We start from the raw sequence: 19,916 nt of genomic DNA, 5'->3' as shown, positions 1-19,916 counted from the left end.
GAACTCCATCAAAGGTGCCTACAAGGCATTACAGTTTGAAATGGTACGGCAGAAAAACCTCATAAAAAGGGGCATTGAGATTAAACAGGAAACCCGTGCCTTTATGGAGTCACAGATGATCACCGTGCCCATGCGTCTTAAGGAAGAGGCAGAGGACTACCGTTACATACCCGACCCAGACCTGCCACCAATGATTGCCGAGGAAGAAAGGGTGGAGGCCATCCGGGAAGAAATGCCAGAACCAGCCCATATAAAAACCGAACGGTTTGTAGCTGAGTATGGTATCAAAAAGGACCATGCCCAGGTCATAACCTCGGAACTGGAACTGGCCGATGCCTTTGAGGAGGTAGCTAAAGAAGTAGATCCCCAGTTCGCAGCACTGTGGATGAGGGATGAACTCAAGCGAGTTCTCTACTACAACAAACTCAACTACCGGGAAAGTGAAATAACCACTGCCCAGCTGGTGGAGTTACTGCGGATGTTGCAGGATAAGAAGATCACCACCAAGGCTGGTCAGAGGATCATTGAACAACTACCAAACAACCCTAAAATGCCCGGAGTCATTGCCGCGGAAATGGGACTGGTGGGAGTGGTGGAAGATGACACCGTACTCTTGGCAGTGAAACAGGCCATAGAAGAGAACCCTGAAGCTGTTTCTGACTACTTTGAAGGTAAGTCCAAGGCCCTGAACTTCCTGGTGGGTCAGATAATGCGCCTAACCCGGGGAAAGGCTGACCCTGGAAAGACCAACCAGATGGTTGTAGAAGAACTTAAATTACGGGAATAAAACCAGCAAACTGATAAATATAGTGTTTTAGTTTGGAAAATTATCCAATTTCAGTAAATTATTTTAGTAATTCAACTTTGAGGTTTAGACCGATTAAATGGCCAAGCGAATCCTGGACATGTTAAGATGGCACCCGGAGATGAACATAGAAAATTGTAGGGTTACCTATTTACATCGGGGGAGTGCGGGTAACCTTAAAACCATCCCAGCCACAGACATTCAAACTTTAGAAGGAGGATTTATGATCATGGTTGACGGAGCTATGGTTCCCTATCATCGTATAGTTAAAATAGAATGTGATAACAGACTAATCTGGAAGAAAAGTCCTAAAAAGGGAGGTTCAGATGACCACATCCACTTTGGTTAAAGATTACATGACCCGGGAGGTTATAACTGTCACCCCGGAAACACCCAACGCTGAGGTTATTCAGCTCATGAAACAGACCGGGCACGATGGATTTCCGGTTAAAACCAATGGTGAAGTTATTGGAATGGTAACTGCCTTTGACCTCCTCCTGAAACCATGGGTACATGAGGTTAAGGATATTATGTCCACAGATGTGGTGGTGGCAGACCAGTCCATGTCCCTCAATGACGCAGCCCGGGTCCTGTTCCGTATGGGAATCTCCCGAATGCCAGTTATCAGTGAAGATGGGGCCCTGGTGGGCATCATAACCAATACTGATATTGTACGCTCCCATATAGAGCGTTCCACCCCTATGAAGGTGAACTACTTTAAACAGACATTGGAAGAGCTTTACAACATAAAAACCAAACTGGTTCATGAAAAGGTGCCCATTGACCGTTTAAGGCCCACTCAAAACCGGGTCTACGCTGATGAACTCCAGGGGCGTACTTATGAACTTAGAAGGGGACTGGCAGAGCCAACCATTGTGGTTAAAACAGGTAACCGTTTCGTCCTGGTGGACGGTCATCATCGAACTGTGGCTTCCCGTAAACTGGGATACAAGGAAATAGATTCCTACGTTATAAAACTTGATCAGGATATAAAGATGGGAATGGAGAAAACCGCAGATAAAGAAGGTATTTTCTCCTTAGATGATATAGAGATCATTGATGATGCCCAGCACCCCCTCATAGCCATAACCGGCCCATTGAGGAAGGATGATAAGGAGATTAAAAAATGAATGATAAAATCATCAGAGAAGTCTACCAGGTCCTGGAAGATAGAAGGGACCATCCCATTAACTCTTACACTTCCCGTATCATGCAGGATGATGATAAAAAAGCAGAAGATAAGATCCTGGAAAAGATAGGTGAAGAGACCGCCGAGGTTATCATCGCCTCTAAAAATAATGAAAACCTGGTCTATGAATCTGCAGACCTTATATTTCACACTCTCCTGCTCCTGGTTTATAAAGGAGTGGACCTGGATGATGTGTATCAGGAATTTGAGAGAAGAAGGGGCTAAAGGGGGGTTATGTTCTTATTTTAATATTTTATAAGTAGTTTCATTTGGGGATATGAATGGGTAAATTCCGTTAATGGGGCATCTATGGATGGTACAACTTCCCCCACCTATTATATTATTAGTTGTACATACAAATCATTACATGAATGTGTAGGTGATGTTAATGGAAAAAACAAATATAGGTAAGAACATCTTTGTATATCCAATGCCTGTGACCCTTCTGGGCACTAAACATGGGGAAACAGCTAATTTCATGGCATTGGGGTGGTTAAGCAGGGTTAATGGAAATCCGCCTCTTCTTGTTGCAAGTGTAAATAAAGCCCATCTCACTAATCAGCTTTTAAAGGAAAACAAGACATTCAGCATTAACTATCCTACAGAAGACATGATTGGGAAAGTTGATTATTGTGGGCTGGTATCTGGACGAAAAGAAGATAAATCCCAGCTTTTCACAATTGAATACGGTGAAATGGAAGACGTACCACTAATAAAAGAGTGCCCACTCTCTCTTGAATGCAAACTGGTTGATGTTTATGAAATGCCAACCCATAATCTATTTATAGGAGAAATAATCGCTTCTTATGCTGATGAAAAGATTCTAACCCGTGGAAAACCCGACATGAGCAAACTAAAACCATTACTTCTAACCATGCCTGACAATAACTACTGGACTGTGAAAGAAAAGGTGGGGAAAGCCTGGGATATTGGGCGAGGGTTAAGAAAATAAGATCAGGTTAATAAATTTTTTTTTAATAGTCAATTAGTAATTTTTAATTAGTAATTTAACCGTTAATTTCTAATTCTGGTTAGTTTAAGTTGAGGGATATATCATGTTGTACCGTGAAATGGGCAAAACTGGTGAAAAAGTTTCCATACTGGGTTTTGGATGTATGAGACTGCCAATTAAGGGTAGTTATGATCAAATTGACTTTGAAAAATCATCAAAGTTACTGGATCATGCCCTGGACAGGGGGATAAACTACCTGGATACAGCCTATCCTTACCATGGGCTGGGCACAGCCCAGGGAGGGGCCAGTGAAGTCTTCCTGGGTGAATACCTTGATGAAAGCAGTAGGCATGATGAAGTTTTCCTGGCCACCAAACTACCCACATGGCTCCTGGAAGAAGCCGGAGACATGGGCCGATTCTTAGATGAACAGCTCCAGCGCTTGAAGACGGATTGCATAGATTTTTATCTCTTGCACTCCCTGAAGGAGAAACAATGGTTCCAACTGGAAGATCTGGGTGTTCTGGAATTTTTAGACGAAGCAGTTTCTGATGGACGTATAAAGTACACTGGTTTCTCCACTCATGATGAAACCAGCTTCGTGAAGGAAGTGGTGGACTCCTATCAGTGGGATATGTGCCAGATACAGTACAACTATCTGGATGAGAATATCCAGGCTGGTTCAGAGGGCCTGCAATATGCCGCCGGGAAAGGGTTAGGGGTGGTTATTATGGAACCCCTTAAAGGCGGTGTTCTAGCTGATTACGTGCCACAGGAGGTGCAGGCTATATGGGATGATGCTCCCTTAAGGAGAACACCTGCTGAATGGGCGTTACGTTATTTGTGGGATATTCCGGAGATAAATGTGGTTTTAAGTGGTATGAACACCAGGGGGCAGTTGAAGGAGAACCTGGAAACTGCAGCTGATGGGTTACCTCATTCCCTCACATCAGAGGAACTGAAGATAATGGAAGAGGTTAAACAGGTTTATCAGGGTGAAATCAGTGTGGAATGCAGTAGGTGTGGTTATTGCATGCCCTGCCCCAGTGGGATAAACATACCCCAGTGTTTCAGTTATTTGAACCAGGCAGAAATGCTGGAAGACTATTCTGAGGTGAAAAATCAGTACTATTTCATGCTAAAGGACACACAAAGAGCAGGTAACTGTCTGGAATGTGGATTGTGTGAAGAATTATGCTCCCAGCATATTAATATACGGGAAGAACTACGTAAAGTTGAAAAGAAAATGGGAAGTTAAATTCCGGTTAAACCTTACTTTAACCAAATGTGCTCTTTATCTTATTAAATATTTTTTTCCAGTTCAGTTGCTGCTTTATCAATGGCTTTAGTCAGTTTAATTCCTTCTTCATGACCCAAAATTTCAGAGTAACGTTTGTTCAAACCTTCCCAACATTTATCAATCTCTGTCTGGAGATCAATTCCCTTGCTGGTGGGATAAAGATAGGATAATTTACCCTCTAATTTTCTTTCAACCAGCCCACTCCCTTCCAGTTTGTCAATAAAACGGGTGGTGGTGGATGGTTTGATATTCATTATTTCTGAAAGCTCTTTCTGGGAAAGGCCGGCCTGGCGATTGATATTCATAAGAGTCAGAGCGTGTGATGGTGAAAGACCAGTTTTTATAAATTCTTCCTCTGCCATTTTGTTAAGAATGCGGTTAAGTTTATTACTGGTGAAGTAAAGGCAACTGCACATAATAGGGCACTGTTTTTTTTCATTCATTTCTTTCATGATCAGGACACACCTCTAAGTACCGTATGTTCATCTTTTTTTATTAAGATTTTTAGGTAAACTTTATATATTATTGCTTGTACATACAACTAATAGTTTTGGGTAAATAGAAGTTAGATTAAGTAAATAATAATAAGTAGAGAATTTTTATGGAAAAATCCATGGGACAATTACTAATGGAGGGTAAGAAAATGAACGTGTTGATAATATACGCACACCCTGAACGTGAATCCCTGAACGGGACCTTGAAAGAACTGGCATTAGACACCTTAACTGATGAAGGACACCTGGTGCAAGTATCCGATCTTTACGCCATGAACTGGAAGGCAGTCCTGGATGAAGAGGACTTCCCCGAGAGGATGAACACGGAACTCTTCAACCCCATAATGGAACAGCTCAATGCAGTAAAAGAAGGTGCCATACCCCTGGACATTAAGGAAGAAATGGACAAAGTTCTCTGGGCGGATGTAATCATATTCCAGTTTCCCATCTGGTGGAGTAACTTCCCTGCCATCCTGAAGGGATGGGTGGACCGGGTTTTCTACAATGGATTCGCATTCAACCTGGCAGAGATGAAATTATACGGCAATGGACCATTAAAAGGCAAGAAAGCAATGTTATCTTTCACCACCGGAGCACCCCGCGAACTCTACACTGATGAAGGACCACACGGTGAGATTGAAGTCCTGATAAACTACTTCAACCATGTCTTGTTTGAATTCGTGGGTATGGAAGCCCTCCCCTACTTCGCAATTTTCGGACCAGGAGACATGTCCGAGGTAGAACGTGAGGCAGAACTGGATAGGTTCCAGGAGCTTATTAAGAATATTTAATAAGGGATTAGAAGTTATCATGGGTTAAAATTTTAATTAATGGATAATTGATCTTAATATGGATTAAAAAAAGGATCAGGGGATTTTGTAGATGGAATTTAAGGATTTAATCGAAAAGCGATACAGTGTACGTGGTTACCAGTTGAAGGAAGTGGAAGAAGAAAAACTGGAAAAAGTACTGGATGCAGCACGCCAGGCACCCACTGCAGTGAATAAACAGCCATTCCGCTTCATTGTAGTTGAAACTAAAGGCAGAGAAGATGAGTTGAAACGTATTTACCCTGTGGACTGGTTTACTGAGGCGCCTCTGGTTATATGTGCCTGTGCTGTTAAATCAGAGTCATGGACACGTCGGGATGGTCGTAATTACGTGGAGGTGGATACAGCCATTGCCATGGACCATCTTATACTGGCCGCCACAGAACTGGGCCTGGGAACCTGCTGGATAGCAGCTTTTGATGTTGATGCAGCCAGGGAAGTTCTTAAAGTACCTGATGATGTGGAACCACTTTTATTCACTCCTCTGGGCTATCCTGCTGCCCAACCAAGGGGAATGGGCAGAAAAGAACTGGTTGAACTGGTGCGTTATGGGCACTGGTGAATAAAAACTCGAATTAATTTAAAAAATGGAATACTGGTTAAAATTAGAATTAAAATTAGAATTAAGGTTTGATTAAAAAGGTTTGATTAAAAAAAATTAGGGAGACTATAACCATGAAAAAATCCATAGGAGCTAAAACTGTAACTTACCCCACCCCTGTATTTGTGGTGGGTACCTATGATTCGGAAGGAAAACCCAACGTTATGACTGCAGCATGGGGTGGGATCTGCTGTTCTGTCCCTCCTTGTATAGCCATCTCTTTAAGAGAATCAACCCACACTTATCAAAGCATTTTGGACAGTAAAGCCTTCACTATCAGTATCCCTTCAGAAGATCACGTAAAAGAAGCTGATTACTTTGGAATAGCATCTGGAAAGGATGTGGATAAATTCCAGGCCACTGGACTCACCCCGGTAAAGAGTGAAGTGGTGAATGCACCTTACGTGGGGGAGTTTCCCTTCGTTCTGGAATGTGAATTACTGCAATCTGTGAAAATTGGACTGCACACCCAGTTTATAGGGGAAATAAAAGATGTAAAAGTGGATGAACCATTAATTGAGGATGGATCATTAATTGAAAAAATCAAACCACTCATTTACAGCCCAGATAATCTATCCTATTATGGTGTTGGTAAAAGGGTGGGGAAGGCCTTTTCTGTGGGAAGACAGATCAAGTGAACCTATAAACCATTTTAAATAGAATAATCTTTCTCGATAAGGTATCTTCTCAATAGATACCTTTCCCTATTAGATAATAAATTAGGCCTATTAGATAAAAATTAACCATATTGGGTAATAAATTAACCCAATTAGATAAGATTAAATATATTTTTTTTATTTACTTACTTAATACCCTGCACTTCCCTCATAAAACGTTCTTTAATTTCCTCAGGTTCTAATGGAATTACTGGGACGTTTGCATTTCCGGCCTGTACTTTCAGATGGACAAAAACAGGTCCTTCCAGTTCTAAAACCGGGGAAAAATCAATTTTGTCTTCAGATTCTTTGTAAAGGATGGTGTTTTTAAATCCTACCCCTTCTGCCACCTTTTTAAGGTCGGTGGTGGCTGAGTAGGTGCACTGATTTCCAGTGCTGCCGTAACATTCATTGTCCAGTACTACCAGTACCAGATTCGGGGGTGACTGGTTGAAGATGGTAACCAGGCTGCCCAAATTCATCAGTAGGGATCCATCACCATCAAAAACAATCACTTTCCTCTCCTGGGCCATGGCCGTTCCCAAGCCGATGGAGGAGGCCATTCCCATTGATCCCATCATGTAAAAATGTTTCGGGGAATCTTTCACATGGTAAAGTTCCCTGGAGGGGAATCCGATATTGCAGATAACCAGTTCCTCATCCAGCTGACTGGTAATCTGTTCCAGGGCCTTTATTCTTTCCATTTTTTTAATCTCCTCATTCAATTTCAAATTATATTCAATTATATTCATTATCGCTCCTACCAGAAACCGATCTCCAGCAGTATTCCCAGTGGTGATCCAGCTAGTTCTGCCAGTAGCCAGGACTCGGGTATGAGTTTAAGGGCATCTGCAGGTGTTTTGGGATTTATGTAGGCGATTTCCAGGGTATCCAGTATTCCGGTGGTTGCTTCTCCCATGGGGACTTGAGCACCCATGAACTCTCCCTCAGTACCACGATGACTTATGATCATGAGTATGGGAAACTGGTAAAGTTTAAAAAGTGAGGCCAGGACATTCACTGAGTTTCCCAGTCCGGAGTTCTGCATTAGGATGGCTGGTTTCTTACCACCCATATAAGCTCCGGCTGCTATACCGAATCCTTCTTCTTCCCGTGTAACTGGAATGTGGATAATCTCTGGGTCACAGTCCACCATTTCCATGAGTTTACCCAGATTCACACAGGGCACACTGACCACAAAATCGATTCCGGCTTTTTTCAGCCCATCAAAAACTGCCTGGCTGCTGTCCATGAAATATTTCCCTCGATACCATTTCTTATTCCTTACTCTTTTTCATCAATTTATTCCTTACTATTTTTCATCAATAAGGAATACTTATTATCCCAGTATATCTGCCACATCCACATCCAGATTTGCGGCTATTTCTCGTAATTGATTCAGAAGAGTTTCATCCAGGGGTATTCCTTCTTCCTGGTGGCGTTTCACATTCATGACTTCGAAATCTCCGGGTATCATCACGTTGGGTGTGGTTTTAATCTCAGCCACGAATTCATCAACATCTTTCTTGAAATCATCCATATCCACAAACTTAGATGGGTCTATGGCTGTAATAAGGTCTCCTTTGGTGCAGGCAACTTCTGGATTAGCTGTTCCAGTAACTGATTTACCATAGGATGCATTTACCAGGGGTCCAGCCATTATTTCAATCATGAATGACAGGGCGTATCCTTTATGGGCTCCGAATGGTAGTATGGATCCCTTAAGTGCTTCTGCAGGATCCGTGGTTGGGACTCCATCAGCGTCCAGGGCCACATTGGGGGGTATGGTTTCTCCCCTACGTTTGGCTTCCAGGAGTTTTCCCCGGGCTGATGCTGAGGTTGCCATGTCCACTGAGACGTAGTGACTACCTGAGGGCATGCCTATGGCCAGGGGGTTGGTTCCCAGTATGGGTTCTTTACCTCCAATGGGGGCCACAGCGGGTTCAGTGTTGGCAATTACGATACCTATTAAATCCTCCATCAAGGCCATGTCCGAGTAATAACCTGCCACTCCAAAGTGGTTGGAGTTGTGAATACCCACCATACCTATCCCTGCATCTTTAGCTTTCTGGATGGCCATTTCCATACTCTTGTAGGTTACAACATGTCCAAATCCATGATTACCATTTACCAGGGCAGTGGCTGCGCTTTCCTTCTCCACAGTTATTTCGGTTTGGGGTTTGATGGTGCCAACTTCCAGTCCTTTAATGTACTGGGGGAACCTGCCAATCCCGTGGGATGTGAAACCCTTGAGGTCCGCGTCCAGGGTTACTTCAGCAATTATGGATGCCTCTTCTGATGGCACATCCAAATGAGTTAGAATATCAATAATCAAGGATAATTCCTGTTCTGGAGTAATTTTCATATGATATCACCTTCCTAAAGTTAGTTCAAATAATCTAATTTAATCTTGTAAACATAAAATTCGCAATAAAAGTATTTAATCACTATTTAGCAATTTAAAGCTTTATCCATCCTCCCTGGAAGGTTTTAACTTCAACTTTCTCCTCAGGGTCTTCAGCAACTGTTCCAATGATCTGCACCGGGTGATGTTTTCCTATGATCTCCAGGGCCTGTGATGCATTTTCAGATGGTAAAATGACTGTAAATCCAATACCCATATTGAAAACCCGGTACATCTCCTCAACTTCCACTCCCTGGGATGCTATGAACTTGAATAATGGTTGGGGTGATGGGAGGTCATCAATACGGTAACTTACTCCTTTTTTAAGTCTTTTGAGGTTGGTGAATCCTCCTCCAGTTATATGGGCCAGACCATGGACTTCTACATTTTCCAGGAGGTCCATAATTGCAGTTACATAGATACAGGTTGGTTCCAGTAGTGCTTCCCCCACAGTGATGTTTACATCAGTGGGGAGGGGGTCATCCACCTTTAGACCTGCTTCTTCAAAGAACACACGACGTGCCAGGCTCAGTCCGTTACTGTGAATTCCGCTGCTTCGGATACCCAGAATAACATCGCCGTCCTGTATTTTTGCACCGGCAACAACTCCATCCAGGTCCACCAGTCCAATGCCAGTGGCAGCCAAGTCAAAGTTCCGCACTATCTCGGGCAATGATGCGGTTTCTCCTCCAATCATGGCCACGTTGGCCTGACGGCATCCTTCAGCAAGCCCGTCTGCGATTTGACCTGCAGCTTCTGGGTCTGGTTTTTCAACTGCCAGGTAGTCTACCATGGCCAGGGGACGGGCTCCCACACAGATAAGGTCGTTAACTACCATGGCCACACAGTCAATACCTACAGTATCGTATTTTTCCATGAGTTCCGCCACCAGGATCTTGCTTCCCACTCCATCGGTGCTCATGGCCAGACCTTGGTTACCCAGGCGGACCAGGGCGGCGAAGTGACCGCTTTCGGTTATAATATCCTGATATTGAAGTGTTTCTTTTAGTTTTTTAGTGAGGGCAGAGACTGTGACCTCTTCCAGGTCAATGTCTACCCCTGATTCTGAATAAGTTACCAATTTGATCACCAAGATGATTTAAAATAAAATATAAATTCGTGAGTATTGTATAACGTTATTTGATTAAACATTAATAAAACTTTTTAGATTCTCTCGAGCAAAAATTAACCACAAATTGTTGTCATATACCCTTCTTATGACCTTTTAAATGATAAAAACTGTATAATGGATAATTTGGCCAATGATGGGAGATTAATTTTCCGATGCTGGTTCTCTGAGCGTACATTTTCTTTGGATTTTTTAGCGGGACAATTTAAAAGGAAGGTCACCACTTCTATCAGGGCATTAACCCCTATTTGTCGAACATGGTAATCATCATCGTCCAGATATGTTTTTAATCGGTGTAAATGTCCTTCTTCCATGAAAGTGTGAGCATAAATATTTGCTAATCTTTCCAAAGAATCAGCAGGTTTCCACTGGAAATTGGATATATCTGAATAGGGAATAATTCCTTCCTCTAAGACGTTTCCTATAGAAAACTCTTCCATACCTGTCAGTTCAGGGAATAGTTCTTCTAATTGGTTTGAAAAAAGTATTCTGTCCAAAAGGACATTTAATTGTCGGTAACGTCGTATAAAAGCAACAATATATTTGTTTTTTGAATTAAAAAATGAATTTTGCCCTTCAATATTATGGGATGAAAATGGTGATTGGGAGTGTATGGCATTGGTTAGGCCATATTTCTCCAGATCAACAGAAACCTCATCAAAAACTTCTGAAATTATATCTGCCAACACTAAATTATGAACTATGCCAGATATGCAGTCTAATGATTCCTGTGCCGCTGCGCTGACATTCAATTGCGGATCATCACGCATATCCTTCAAATCTTTAATAATAAGTTCACGTAGTGATTCTTCAGTAATTAATGGGTACAATTTACCTAAGCTGAAAGCTCTAACATCCTTTTGGGAATGCGATAAGAGGAGTAAAATAATCTCTAACCCCATCTTTAACTGGCGTTTGTTGGTGTGGGCAATGGCTATTTCTAAATTATTTTCCAAGTCACGGTGTGTTTTTGGCCCGTTTTTTAATAAATTTTCCTGATATATTTGCCATTCTGTACCAAGTGGATGTTCAAAACCCTTTTTTAGGGAATTTTGTTCATAAATCACCTCGGCCCCATATCACCTCACCCCCTGATAGAGATCAGGCATTTTTTAACTCAGCTTATAGCAGTTTATAACATCTAATTTCACCCTATTACAGCTAATTATATGGGTGATTATGATAATTAAACATTACGGTAATATTGTGGGGGTGGTTATACTCATTCCAATTTCAATTTAGGTTTTAAGTAAACATGGAAAATGAAAAATAAATGGGGGAATTGTTTTATTTACTTTTAAGTTACGAATAATGATTTTAAAAATAGTGGTTATTTAAAAATAAGTATTTAGAATTTTTTGAAAATATATTTAGAAATCAAATAAATTATAAAATAAAAGAGGGTGTGGGGATGATTATTGAATCCGCACAGTTTCGAGGTTCATAGGAGTTTTTGTCTCTATTTTATAACTCCGGTAGATGCTGCTGGCCAGATCCAGGGTTTTGTAGTTATCCCCGTGGCAGATTAAGATCTTCTCTGGTTTGGGACTTATGCGGCGCACGTAGTCCATGAGCTGCCTGCGGTCAGAGTGTCCACTGAACCCTTCAATGGTTTTAATACCCATCTTGACATGGTAAACATTGGTTTTACCTTCTTCTTTGAGGGGTATTTCTTTCCAACCTTTCTGCAGTCTGCGTCCCAGTGAACCTTCTGCCTGGTATCCTACAAAAACCAGTGAGCTTCGTTCGTCTTCACATAACCATTTGAAGTATTCCACGGAGTTTCCACCGGTTAACATACCTGAAGTGGAGAGTATGATGGATGGTTCGCCTTCTACAATATCTTTACGTTCCTCTATTCCGTTAACTTTGTGGAAAACATCGGAAATGAATGGGTTGCGGCCCATGTGGAATATTTGGTCCCGGAGATCTTTGCTGAGGTACTCTGGTCGGGCGGTGTGGATGGCAGTGGCCTCCCAGATCATACCATCAATGTAGATTGGTACTTCATCAATGATGCCGTGGCGTATGTACTCATCCAGGACAATCATTAATTCCTGTGCCCTTCCCACAGCGAAAACAGGGATCAGTATTTTACCCTTTCTTTCCAGGGTATGGTAAATGGTTTTTATGAGTTCCTTCTCGGCATCGTTCCGGGTGGGCTGCACATCTTCATGTCCACCGTAGGTGCTTTCCATTACCAATGATTCTATTCGTGGGAACTTGGATACTGCCGGTTCCAGGAGTCTGCTGCGTTCATACTTGAAATCTCCGGTGTAGACGAAGTTGTGCTGGCCGTCTCCAATGTGCATGTGGGTGATGGCCGAGCCCAGAATGTGACCGGCATTGTGCAATGTAAGACGGATGTCAGGGGCTATATCAGTAACTTCCCCGTAATCCAAGGTTATGGTGTGTTTAATACTCTGTTTAACGTGTTTCACGTTAAATGGCAGAGGACTATCTTCTCTGTGGGCGATGTCAATATGATCCAGCTGTAGGAGGGTCATTAAGTCCCTGGTGGGTGTGGTACAGTACACCGGACCCTCGTAGCCATAATGGTAAAGGTAGGGTAGGAATCCTGAGTGATCCAAGTGGGCGTGTGATATGATCACTGCATCCAGATCATCCAGGACGAATTCCGGAACATTCAGGTAGGGGTATGAGCTTTTATCATCTGTTCCTGCAACGTTAACTCCACAATCCAGGAGTATTTTACTGTTTGAGGTTTGCATGAATAATGATGAACGTCCCACTTCACGAAAACCTCCCAGAGCTGTTAAACGAACCCATTCATTATCCGTGGACAATGGACGGTGTATACGATTTCCCAACTCTTGAAGGATCTTCTTACGTTCTTTACTGTTCTTTCTAAGTGTCCGCCTGATCCTTTGAATTATTTCCGAAGAAATAGGTGGTGTACGTAATATTTTAGGGGCCCATCCAATTTGTTTAACAATTTCTCTGGACGTAGCTCCGTATTTCCCGATTACAAGTCCCGGTTTCCTGGCTTCGATTATGACCTCACAGGTAACATCGTCGAAGGAGATATTGGTGATCTTGGCCTCGTCAGGGACTATGCTGTGGATGCGGTTGATGGACTCCTCTGGCTCGGTGAGCACTGATTTGTGAGAACGAATGATGATCCGTTTTCGAATGTCCTTGGCCAGGTCCCGAATAAGATCACCATTTTCGGTGATTATTTCCGGATTTTTGGTGTAAATCACCACTTCCGGACCTTCAAATTCCACTTTTGCCACTTGAACTCGGCTGGGTAATCTTTGTACTATTGTATTTTTAATTTCTTGAATCTCTGAACCCATAAAATCACTTCTAGAAAAATAGAAAATAGTTTGAGCCCAAATAGGGGCTCTTTTTAAAGTTATATTGTTTTTAAAGTTATGCTATTAATAAAAAATTAGTTAAGTTCCTTTATTTTTTGGTTAACCTCTTCCTCGGATAATTTCTTAAATCCTTCTTCCTCGGTAATGGTAGCCACCAGGATTGAATTGCCTGAAAAAGCATCCCTCTCCATTGCGGATTTAATGGCCCGGATGGCCACGTCTACACCTTCTTCCACATAGAGATCTTTACTGTAACGATCTTCCAGGACACCGTAGGCTACTGGTGAACCAGACCCAGTGGATATCATGAGATCCTTAATAACTCCTCCAGTGGGATCCAGGGAATAAAGAGCAGGGCCTTTATCATCCACTCCTCCCAGAAGTGTCTGGACGTAGAATGGATAACCTCTTGATGAGTGTAAGATGTTAGAGGTGAGGGTGGCTGCGGCTTCTACGTTGATTCGTTTACCATTTCGGAGTCTGAAAAGTGCCACTTCTGCTCTGATGTACTTCATCAGGCTCTGGGCATCGGAAACTGCACCTGCAATAGTGGTTCCAATGTGATCATCTATTTTGAAGATCTTGTCGGCTACTTTGTGGGCTATGAGGTTGCCCATGGTAGCTCTCGTTTCGGTAGCAAAAACAACTCCGTCTTTACAGGTTAAACCAACAGTTGTAGTGCCTTTAAGTCGATTTTCATCATTCATAGAATACACCTCAAAAAAACATAAGATAAAAATAGCTTTCTATGTGCTACTTTAAGATTCATGGTATATAAATATTGCTTAATTTTGCTGGTTAAATTCAATCTAATTACCAGCTTTTCTGTCCTTCTTTTTCATGCCCGGCCTATATAAGTGTTTTCCCTTATTTTTTATATATTATAAGTTATCACCGGGAAAATTCACTTTTTATCATCAATCAGGAGATGCCTGTTCCTGCATCCGGCTTGAATCGATTATACTGATGTTCTATTGACATCTACTGTGGATGTAATGTTTTGGCAGCCCTCTTTGATTTAATTAGAGGGAACTACTAGTTTTGATGGGTTGCCCTCCCATTAGTTTTATAGGCTTCTGGAGTTCCATATATGATCATGAAAGGTAAGGTCATAGGTGACATTCTGGTTTTGAAAAATCATGTGGATAATCCTCAGGAACTTCTGAATATTCCCGGGGTAAATCGGGTGGTACGTCTGGGTAGGATAAAGGGGATTCAGCGGGAGCCAGATGTGGAGGTCGTCTTGGGTGAGGGCACAGAAACGGTTCACCGGGAAAACCATTGTCAGTACAAACTGGATGTTGCCCGGATAATGTGGTCCAAGGGAAATACCACTGAAAGAAAGAGGATGGGTCTGTTAGTCAGGCCGGGGGAGACTGTGGTTGATTTATTCGCAGGAATTGGTTATTTCACCATACCTATGGCAGTGCATGCCAATCCTCTGAAAATCTATGCTGTGGAGATAAACCCGGTTGCCCATGGTTACCTCTCGGAAAATATAGAGCTTAATCATGTTCAGGATGTGGTTGAGCCTATTCTAGGAAATTGCAGGGATGTGGCGCCACGAAATATTGCAGATCGGGTTCTAATGGGATATATTGGAAATACTGATGAGTATCTTGACGTTGCCATGGAAGTAATCAAGAATGAAGGGATCATTCATTACCATGAGTCTGTTCCGGATAAATTAAAGTATATAAGGCCTGCAGATCGCCTTAGGAAAGCTGCAAATGATTTTGATGTTGATATATTGAACCAGAGGATTATAAAACCATATTCTCCCGGGGTTTACCATATGGTGGTTGATGCAAAGATCTATAAAAATTGAAATTATAGATGACTTGTATTTGATGGTTGGTGGTAAAAATAACAATTAACTAAGGATTATGGCACATGCAAAATCTATTGATTACCTAAAGTTAGTATCGGGGAATTAGGGGTGATAAATATGGAAATTTTCGAGACCATAAGTCAAAGAAGAAGTATCAGACTATTTAAAAAAGAAGATATTGATGAATCTTTAATTTTGAAGATTATTCAAGCCGGTGTCTGGGCACCTTCAGCAGGGAACCTGCAGAGCTGGGAATTGATTCTGGTTAAAAATCCTCAAAGCAGGCAAAAACTCTCTGAAGCCGCATATATGCGTGATTTCATAGCTAAAGCGCCTGTTGTAATGGTTCCATGTGTTAATCAGCGTGTTTCTGGTGCTATTTATGGTAACCGGGGTGTGGAACTTTACTCCATACAGGATGTTTCTTGTGCTGTAGAAAATATGCTTCTAATGGCCCATGCACTTGGTATTGGGACCTGCTGGGTGGGGGCCTTTGATGAACAAGAAGTAAGGGACTTACTAAAAACCCCGTCTTATGTGCGGCCAGTGGCACTCGTCCCCATGGGTTATCCCGACGAAAAACCATATCCCCCTCCCCGGAGGGATGTAGATGATTTTTTACACTTTGAAAAATATTAGTGTCCTGCCATATTTCTAAATTCAGTCAATGTCATCAACTGGGTCTTAAATTATAAATAGGGTAATCTATATATTGATACTATTAAACAATATTGTTATTTGCTTTTCAGTATAAGGGGTTAATCCTTAATTATAGGGGTTAATCTTACATAGTCATTTGATGAAGCCAATTCATTTAGCTACAACTGGCCAAGCTGTTGTAGGATAATTTGAAGGTTTTAGAGAAATTGGGAGATGTATTAGTGTTAATTTAGTCATTAAAATTCCAAAAAGATAATATTTATAACATAAAAAATAGTATTCTTTTAATATTGATTATATGGGAGCAGATATGTCACAACAGTCCAAGATTTTGGTGGTGGAGGATGAAGCCCTCACTGGAATGGAACTCCAGAAAAAACTGGTTTTATGGGGTTATGAGGTGGTAGGTATAGTTTCCTCCGGGGAAGATGCAGTTAAAAAAGCATTGGAACTGGAACCAGACCTTATTTTAATGGATATCCTACTCAAGGGTTGTATGAATGGGATAGATGCTGCTAAAGTTATTATGGAAAATAAGGAAATCCCCATTATTTATCTGACTGCCTACTGCAATTCTGAAACTTTCCAGGGTGCCAAGATCACCCAACCCCAGGCCTACCTGATTAAACCCTTTGACGAAAATGAGCTGAAGTTCGCCATTGAAATGGCTTTTTATGGCCACCAATCCAGGTTAAGCTTGAAAAAAAGTGAAGCACACTACCGAGTTCTTGCTGAAAGTGCTCCGGACATGATTTTCATCATAAATAAGGATCTAATGGTGGATTACGTTAATGAATCTTCACTAAAACATCTGAAACTCCGTAAAGAAGAAATTATTGGCAAACCAGTACAAAATATTTTCTCAAAACAGGTTTTTGACATGCAGATAAAGGCACTGCAGAATGTATTCTGCACTGGAAATTCAATGCGGGTTAAAAATCCCTTTATATTTCCAAGCTGTGAATTATGGTTGGACACCCGGTTGAAAGCCCTAAGAAATGATAAGGGTGAAATATATGCGGTTATGGGGATTTCAAGGGAATGCACTGAAAATAATTTCCAAGAACATCAGCAAGACAAATTAAAGATAGGGCCTGATTCAGGATAATAACTGAATATTGGGGGTTGAAATGGAAATAATGGGGTTTGGTGACTCCTATGCATCGTGGTAATGCTAAAATTTACCGTAATTAATGCTTTTTGGTTTCCCTATTTTTAGGAAACTCTTTATTTAAAAATTTTCAATGGTTTCACATACCTAATAGATCAGAGGAAAATGGAGGCTCTTAAATATGAATTTAGATGAACTGGAAATTCTTCTGGTGGAAGATAATCCCACTGATGCTGAACTGACCATGAGGGCTTTAAAGCGGAAAAATTTAGCAAACCGCTTGGTTTGGGTTAAAGATGGGGCGGAAGCCCTTGACTTTATTCATGCTCAAGGTCAGTTTCAAGATAGGGATCCGGAAGACCTGCCCCGTTTGATACTACTTGATCTGCGCATGCCTAAGGTGGACGGTCTGGAGGTTTTAAAGAGAATAAAGGCCAATGAACAAACCCGGAAGATACCAGTGGTGGTTTTAACCTCTTCACAGCAGGATAAGGATGTGGTGGAAAGTTACAAGTTAGGGGTCAATAGTTACGTGAGTAAACCAGTGGAATTCGATGAGTTCATAGATGCAGTTTCAACCCTTGGACTGTACTGGATGTTGATAAATAAACCACCCTGATGAAATAGTTACTAGGGGGATAAGTATGGGGTGAACTATGGATGGGGGGATAGTATATGGGAGATAATATCCGCATTTTAATTCTAGAAGATGTTCCATTAGATCTGGAGTTAATGGAAGCCGAGCTTAAAAGAGATGGTATTAACTTTGTTTCGCACTGTGTTGAAGAGGAAGAAGAATACCGGAGAGAAATAACCGAATTTCAACCAGACATAATACTGGCTGATCATTCCCTACCTCACTTTGATGGGATCTCTGCCATGTACATTGCCCAGGATATTTCACCAGACACCCCCTTTATTTTTGTAAGCGGGCAGATGGGGGAAGAATTCGCGGTTGAAATGCTTAAAAAAGGAGCTACAGATTATGTTCTAAAATATAACCTTTCTAAGTTAGGGCATTCCGTAAAAAGAGCTCTTAAAGAGGCAGGGGAATATCGTAATAAGAAAGAGGCAGAAGAAAGACTGGCAAGAAATGAGAATAAATACAGGGCACTTTTTGAATTATCCCCAGATTATGTGGTGATTTTAGATCCTGATGGTAGAGTACTGGATATAAATCACCAAGTGGAAGAAGTCATGGGATTTTCCAGGGATGATCTTTTGGGAAAAGATGTGAATGAACTTGTCGGAACTTTCCTAAATAACTCCATTGATGAAGATTCGATCTTCAATTTTTTAACAAGCAATCAAATCGAGCCCGTGGAAGTAAAAATAGAACTTGAAAATGGATTTGAGTATATTGAGGTGCATCACGCCCCTATTATAATAGAAGGAAAAATATTTGCCATTCAAATAATTGGAAGAAACATAACTAAGCGTAAAAAAGCAGAAACAGCTTTAATTGAGAGTCAAAAACACTTACATGATTTGAATACCTATTTGGAAGCTATAATAAATGCATCTCCCTTTGCCATTGTTGATTTATATCCAGATGGGCGGGTGAAATCACTTTGGAACCCGGCAGCAGAAAGTATTTTCGGTTGGAAGAAGATGGAAGTGCTGGGAAAACCTTTGCCTTTTTTGAATGAAAATAAAGAAATAAAATACGAAAATATCATGTCCAATGTTCTTTCAGGTGAATTTAAGTCTGATATTGAACTGGAATGTGCTAGAAATGATGGTGAATTGATTTACACAATGATGGCCACCGCACCTCTTTTAAATGTTGATAACAACATTCATGGAGTCATGGCTACATTTGCAGACATCAGTGACATGATCATGGCTGAAAAGCAGATCAAAGCATCTTTGGAGGAAAAAGAAGTTCTGTTGAGGGAAATTCATCACAGGGTTAAAAATAACCTGCAGATCATCTCCAGCCTGATGAGTTTGCAGTCAGAGTATACTCAAGAACCAGAAACACTGAAGATGTTCCATGAAAGTAAAAACCGTATTCGTTCCATGGCCTTAATCCATGAGAAACTGTACCAATCTGAGGATCTGGCCCATATTGACTTTGGAGAGTACCTGATGAGTCTGGTGGATATGCTTTTAATTTTCCATAAGGAGAAAAGGGATTATGTTGATGTTTGTTTAAACTGTGATACTGTTTTCCTGGAAATCGACACCGCCATTTCAATGGGTCTCATCGTTAATGAACTGGTATCGAACTGTTTTAAACATGCTTTTCCCCCTGAAAAGGAAGGGATGATCGAAATAAATCTTTCCACAGCACCCGAAGGATACTTTCTGGAAGTGGCTGATAATGGGGTGGGGCTTCCTGATAATTTTGATCTTGAAAACACTAACTCTTTGGGACTTTTAATTGTTCAAACCTTAACTATGCAGTTAAAAGGTTCTCTAGAAATAGAAACGGATGAAGGCGTCATTTTTAAGCTGTTTTTCAGTGAGGATTAAAATAAAATAAAATATATCTTAACTCATTTTTAGTTAACCGATCTCTAGGTATCTTACCCTTAGGTATCTTACCCTTAGGTATCTTATCCTTTGGGTAGCTATTCTCAGTTATTTAATCTCTGGCTAGTCTAGTTG

At 41.3% G+C, this 19,916-nt stretch carries 22 protein-coding genes (1 of these 22 cut by a window edge); 14 read left to right on the top strand and 8 right to left on the bottom strand.

The features are described 5' to 3' along the window. The 6 genes from gatB to HY987_RS08275 form a co-directional block, all read left to right on the top strand. Positions 1 to 787, top strand: partial view of an Asp-tRNA(Asn)/Glu-tRNA(Gln) amidotransferase subunit GatB gene (gatB, locus tag HY987_RS08300; protein ID WP_292757481.1) — the 3' portion only. The gene continues 575 nt to the left of window position 1, outside the view; 787 of the gene's 1,362 nt are visible here — the last part of the coding sequence; the start codon falls outside the window, past its left edge; the stop codon is at positions 785 to 787. 97 nt (positions 788 to 884) lie between these two features. Further along, positions 885 to 1,154, top strand: a complete 270-nt coding sequence (locus tag HY987_RS08295; RefSeq protein ID WP_292757479.1) for a DUF504 domain-containing protein — start codon at positions 885 to 887, stop codon at positions 1,152 to 1,154. Next, positions 1,132 to 1,935: a CBS domain-containing protein gene (locus tag HY987_RS08290; RefSeq protein WP_292757477.1), complete on the top strand. Its 804-nt coding sequence runs from the start codon at positions 1,132 to 1,134 to the stop codon at positions 1,933 to 1,935. Before HY987_RS08295 ends, HY987_RS08290 begins: the two co-directional genes overlap by 23 nt. After that, positions 1,932 to 2,219, top strand: a complete 288-nt coding sequence (gene hisE, locus HY987_RS08285) for a phosphoribosyl-ATP diphosphatase (protein ID WP_292757475.1) — start codon at positions 1,932 to 1,934, stop codon at positions 2,217 to 2,219. The genes HY987_RS08290 and hisE overlap by 4 nt, the downstream gene beginning before the upstream one ends. A 163-nt stretch (positions 2,220 to 2,382) precedes the next feature. Then, entirely contained in the window at positions 2,383 to 2,946 is a 564-nt protein-coding gene (locus HY987_RS08280) for a flavin reductase family protein (protein WP_292757473.1), read from the top strand. A 103-nt stretch (positions 2,947 to 3,049) separates the two neighbouring features. After that, positions 3,050 to 4,204, top strand: coding sequence for an aldo/keto reductase (locus HY987_RS08275; RefSeq protein ID WP_292757471.1), 1,155 nt, complete (start codon positions 3,050 to 3,052; stop codon positions 4,202 to 4,204). 44 nt (positions 4,205 to 4,248) lie between these two features. Here the strand turns inward: HY987_RS08275 and HY987_RS08270 are convergent, their stop codons facing one another. Then, positions 4,249 to 4,698, bottom strand: a complete 450-nt coding sequence (locus HY987_RS08270; RefSeq protein WP_292757469.1) for a MarR family transcriptional regulator — start codon at positions 4,696 to 4,698, stop codon at positions 4,249 to 4,251. Between the two features lie 191 nt (positions 4,699 to 4,889). Between HY987_RS08270 and HY987_RS08265 the strand changes: the two genes are divergently transcribed. The 3 genes from HY987_RS08265 (at position 4,890) to HY987_RS08255 (ending at position 6,809) form a co-directional block, all read left to right on the top strand. Continuing rightward, on the top strand, positions 4,890 to 5,531 hold the full coding sequence (locus HY987_RS08265; protein WP_292757467.1) for an NAD(P)H-dependent oxidoreductase: 642 nt from the start codon (positions 4,890 to 4,892) through the stop codon (positions 5,529 to 5,531). A gap of 91 nt (positions 5,532 to 5,622) precedes the next feature. Beyond that, positions 5,623 to 6,132 (top strand): nitroreductase family protein, encoded by a 510-nt coding sequence (locus HY987_RS08260; RefSeq protein ID WP_292757465.1) that lies wholly within the window; start codon positions 5,623 to 5,625, stop codon positions 6,130 to 6,132. A 113-nt stretch (positions 6,133 to 6,245) separates the two neighbouring features. Further along, the gene (locus HY987_RS08255; RefSeq protein ID WP_292757463.1) at positions 6,246 to 6,809 is read left to right on the top strand and encodes a flavin reductase family protein; all 564 of its coding nucleotides are present in this window, start codon (positions 6,246 to 6,248) and stop codon (positions 6,807 to 6,809) included. Between the two features lie 164 nt (positions 6,810 to 6,973). On the opposite strand, the gene comE is transcribed toward HY987_RS08255, so the two are convergent. From comE to psmB, 7 genes are all read right to left on the bottom strand, one after another. After that, positions 6,974 to 7,531, bottom strand: coding sequence for a sulfopyruvate decarboxylase subunit beta (comE, locus tag HY987_RS08250; protein ID WP_292757461.1), 558 nt, complete (start codon positions 7,529 to 7,531; stop codon positions 6,974 to 6,976). Positions 7,532 to 7,587: 56 nt separating this feature from the next. Beyond that, positions 7,588 to 8,079: a sulfopyruvate decarboxylase subunit alpha gene (gene comD / locus HY987_RS08245; RefSeq protein WP_292757459.1), complete on the bottom strand. Its 492-nt coding sequence runs from the start codon at positions 8,077 to 8,079 to the stop codon at positions 7,588 to 7,590. An 87-nt stretch (positions 8,080 to 8,166) separates the two neighbouring features. Further along, positions 8,167 to 9,192, bottom strand: coding sequence for an L-sulfolactate dehydrogenase (comC, locus tag HY987_RS08240; RefSeq protein WP_292757457.1), 1,026 nt, complete (start codon positions 9,190 to 9,192; stop codon positions 8,167 to 8,169). A 94-nt stretch (positions 9,193 to 9,286) separates the two neighbouring features. Then, positions 9,287 to 10,312, bottom strand: coding sequence for a phosphoribosylformylglycinamidine cyclo-ligase (purM, locus tag HY987_RS08235; protein WP_292757455.1), 1,026 nt, complete (start codon positions 10,310 to 10,312; stop codon positions 9,287 to 9,289). Between the two features lie 134 nt (positions 10,313 to 10,446). Next, complete coding sequence (locus tag HY987_RS08230) at positions 10,447 to 11,427, bottom strand: hypothetical protein (protein WP_292757453.1); 981 nt, start codon at positions 11,425 to 11,427, stop codon at positions 10,447 to 10,449. A gap of 348 nt (positions 11,428 to 11,775) precedes the next feature. Further along, on the bottom strand, positions 11,776 to 13,680 hold the full coding sequence (locus tag HY987_RS08225) for a beta-CASP ribonuclease aCPSF1 (protein WP_292757452.1): 1,905 nt from the start codon (positions 13,678 to 13,680) through the stop codon (positions 11,776 to 11,778). A gap of 95 nt (positions 13,681 to 13,775) precedes the next feature. Then, a complete protein-coding gene (psmB, locus tag HY987_RS08220; RefSeq protein WP_292757450.1) occupies positions 13,776 to 14,408 on the bottom strand; it encodes an archaeal proteasome endopeptidase complex subunit beta in 633 nt (210 codons plus the stop codon). A gap of 389 nt (positions 14,409 to 14,797) precedes the next feature. Here psmB and HY987_RS08215 point away from each other — a divergent pair, with 389 nt between their 5' ends. The 5 genes from HY987_RS08215 (at position 14,798) to HY987_RS08195 (ending at position 19,781) form a co-directional block, all read left to right on the top strand. After that, the gene (locus HY987_RS08215) at positions 14,798 to 15,529 is read left to right on the top strand and encodes a class I SAM-dependent methyltransferase family protein (protein WP_292757555.1); all 732 of its coding nucleotides are present in this window, start codon (positions 14,798 to 14,800) and stop codon (positions 15,527 to 15,529) included. 120 nt (positions 15,530 to 15,649) lie between these two features. Then, complete coding sequence (locus tag HY987_RS08210) at positions 15,650 to 16,171, top strand: nitroreductase family protein (protein ID WP_292757448.1); 522 nt, start codon at positions 15,650 to 15,652, stop codon at positions 16,169 to 16,171. Positions 16,172 to 16,502: 331 nt separating this feature from the next. After that, a complete protein-coding gene (locus HY987_RS08205; RefSeq protein ID WP_292757446.1) occupies positions 16,503 to 17,300 on the top strand; it encodes a response regulator in 798 nt (265 codons plus the stop codon). A gap of 184 nt (positions 17,301 to 17,484) precedes the next feature. Further along, positions 17,485 to 17,922 (top strand): response regulator, encoded by a 438-nt coding sequence (locus HY987_RS08200; protein WP_292757444.1) that lies wholly within the window; start codon positions 17,485 to 17,487, stop codon positions 17,920 to 17,922. 56 nt (positions 17,923 to 17,978) lie between these two features. Continuing rightward, the gene (locus HY987_RS08195) at positions 17,979 to 19,781 is read left to right on the top strand and encodes a PAS domain S-box protein (RefSeq protein WP_292757442.1); all 1,803 of its coding nucleotides are present in this window, start codon (positions 17,979 to 17,981) and stop codon (positions 19,779 to 19,781) included. Positions 19,782 to 19,916 lie beyond the last annotated feature (135 nt).

It is taken from the genome of Methanobacterium sp. (assembly GCF_016217785.1).
Lineage (GTDB): Archaea > Methanobacteriota > Methanobacteria > Methanobacteriales > Methanobacteriaceae > Methanobacterium.
This window is presented reverse-complemented; position numbering and strand designations above follow the sequence as displayed.

Bases quoted from the DNA above. Each gene is read 5' to 3' on its own strand.
- HY987_RS08295 (WP_292757479.1), top strand. From the start codon at position 885: ATGGCCAAGCGAATCCTGGACATGTTAAGATGGCACCCGGAGATGAAC.
- HY987_RS08290 (WP_292757477.1), top strand. From the start codon at position 1,132: ATGACCACATCCACTTTGGTTAAAGATTACATGACCCGGGAGGTTATA.
- hisE (WP_292757475.1), top strand. From the start codon at position 1,932: ATGAATGATAAAATCATCAGAGAAGTCTACCAGGTCCTGGAAGATAGA.
- HY987_RS08280 (WP_292757473.1), top strand. From the start codon at position 2,383: ATGGAAAAAACAAATATAGGTAAGAACATCTTTGTATATCCAATGCCT.
- HY987_RS08275 (WP_292757471.1), top strand. From the start codon at position 3,050: ATGTTGTACCGTGAAATGGGCAAAACTGGTGAAAAAGTTTCCATACTG.
- HY987_RS08270 (WP_292757469.1), bottom strand. From the start codon at position 4,698: ATGAAAGAAATGAATGAAAAAAAACAGTGCCCTATTATGTGCAGTTGC.
- HY987_RS08265 (WP_292757467.1), top strand. From the start codon at position 4,890: ATGAACGTGTTGATAATATACGCACACCCTGAACGTGAATCCCTGAAC.
- HY987_RS08260 (WP_292757465.1), top strand. From the start codon at position 5,623: ATGGAATTTAAGGATTTAATCGAAAAGCGATACAGTGTACGTGGTTAC.
- HY987_RS08255 (WP_292757463.1), top strand. From the start codon at position 6,246: ATGAAAAAATCCATAGGAGCTAAAACTGTAACTTACCCCACCCCTGTA.
- comE (WP_292757461.1), bottom strand. From the start codon at position 7,531: ATGGAAAGAATAAAGGCCCTGGAACAGATTACCAGTCAGCTGGATGAG.
- comD (WP_292757459.1), bottom strand. From the start codon at position 8,079: ATGGACAGCAGCCAGGCAGTTTTTGATGGGCTGAAAAAAGCCGGAATC.
- comC (WP_292757457.1), bottom strand. From the start codon at position 9,192: ATGAAAATTACTCCAGAACAGGAATTATCCTTGATTATTGATATTCTA.
- HY987_RS08225 (WP_292757452.1), bottom strand. From the start codon at position 13,680: ATGGGTTCAGAGATTCAAGAAATTAAAAATACAATAGTACAAAGATTA.
- psmB (WP_292757450.1), bottom strand. From the start codon at position 14,408: ATGAATGATGAAAATCGACTTAAAGGCACTACAACTGTTGGTTTAACC.
- HY987_RS08215 (WP_292757555.1), top strand. From the start codon at position 14,798: ATGAAAGGTAAGGTCATAGGTGACATTCTGGTTTTGAAAAATCATGTG.
- HY987_RS08210 (WP_292757448.1), top strand. From the start codon at position 15,650: ATGGAAATTTTCGAGACCATAAGTCAAAGAAGAAGTATCAGACTATTT.
- HY987_RS08205 (WP_292757446.1), top strand. From the start codon at position 16,503: ATGTCACAACAGTCCAAGATTTTGGTGGTGGAGGATGAAGCCCTCACT.
- HY987_RS08200 (WP_292757444.1), top strand. From the start codon at position 17,485: ATGAATTTAGATGAACTGGAAATTCTTCTGGTGGAAGATAATCCCACT.
- HY987_RS08195 (WP_292757442.1), top strand. From the start codon at position 17,979: ATGGGAGATAATATCCGCATTTTAATTCTAGAAGATGTTCCATTAGAT.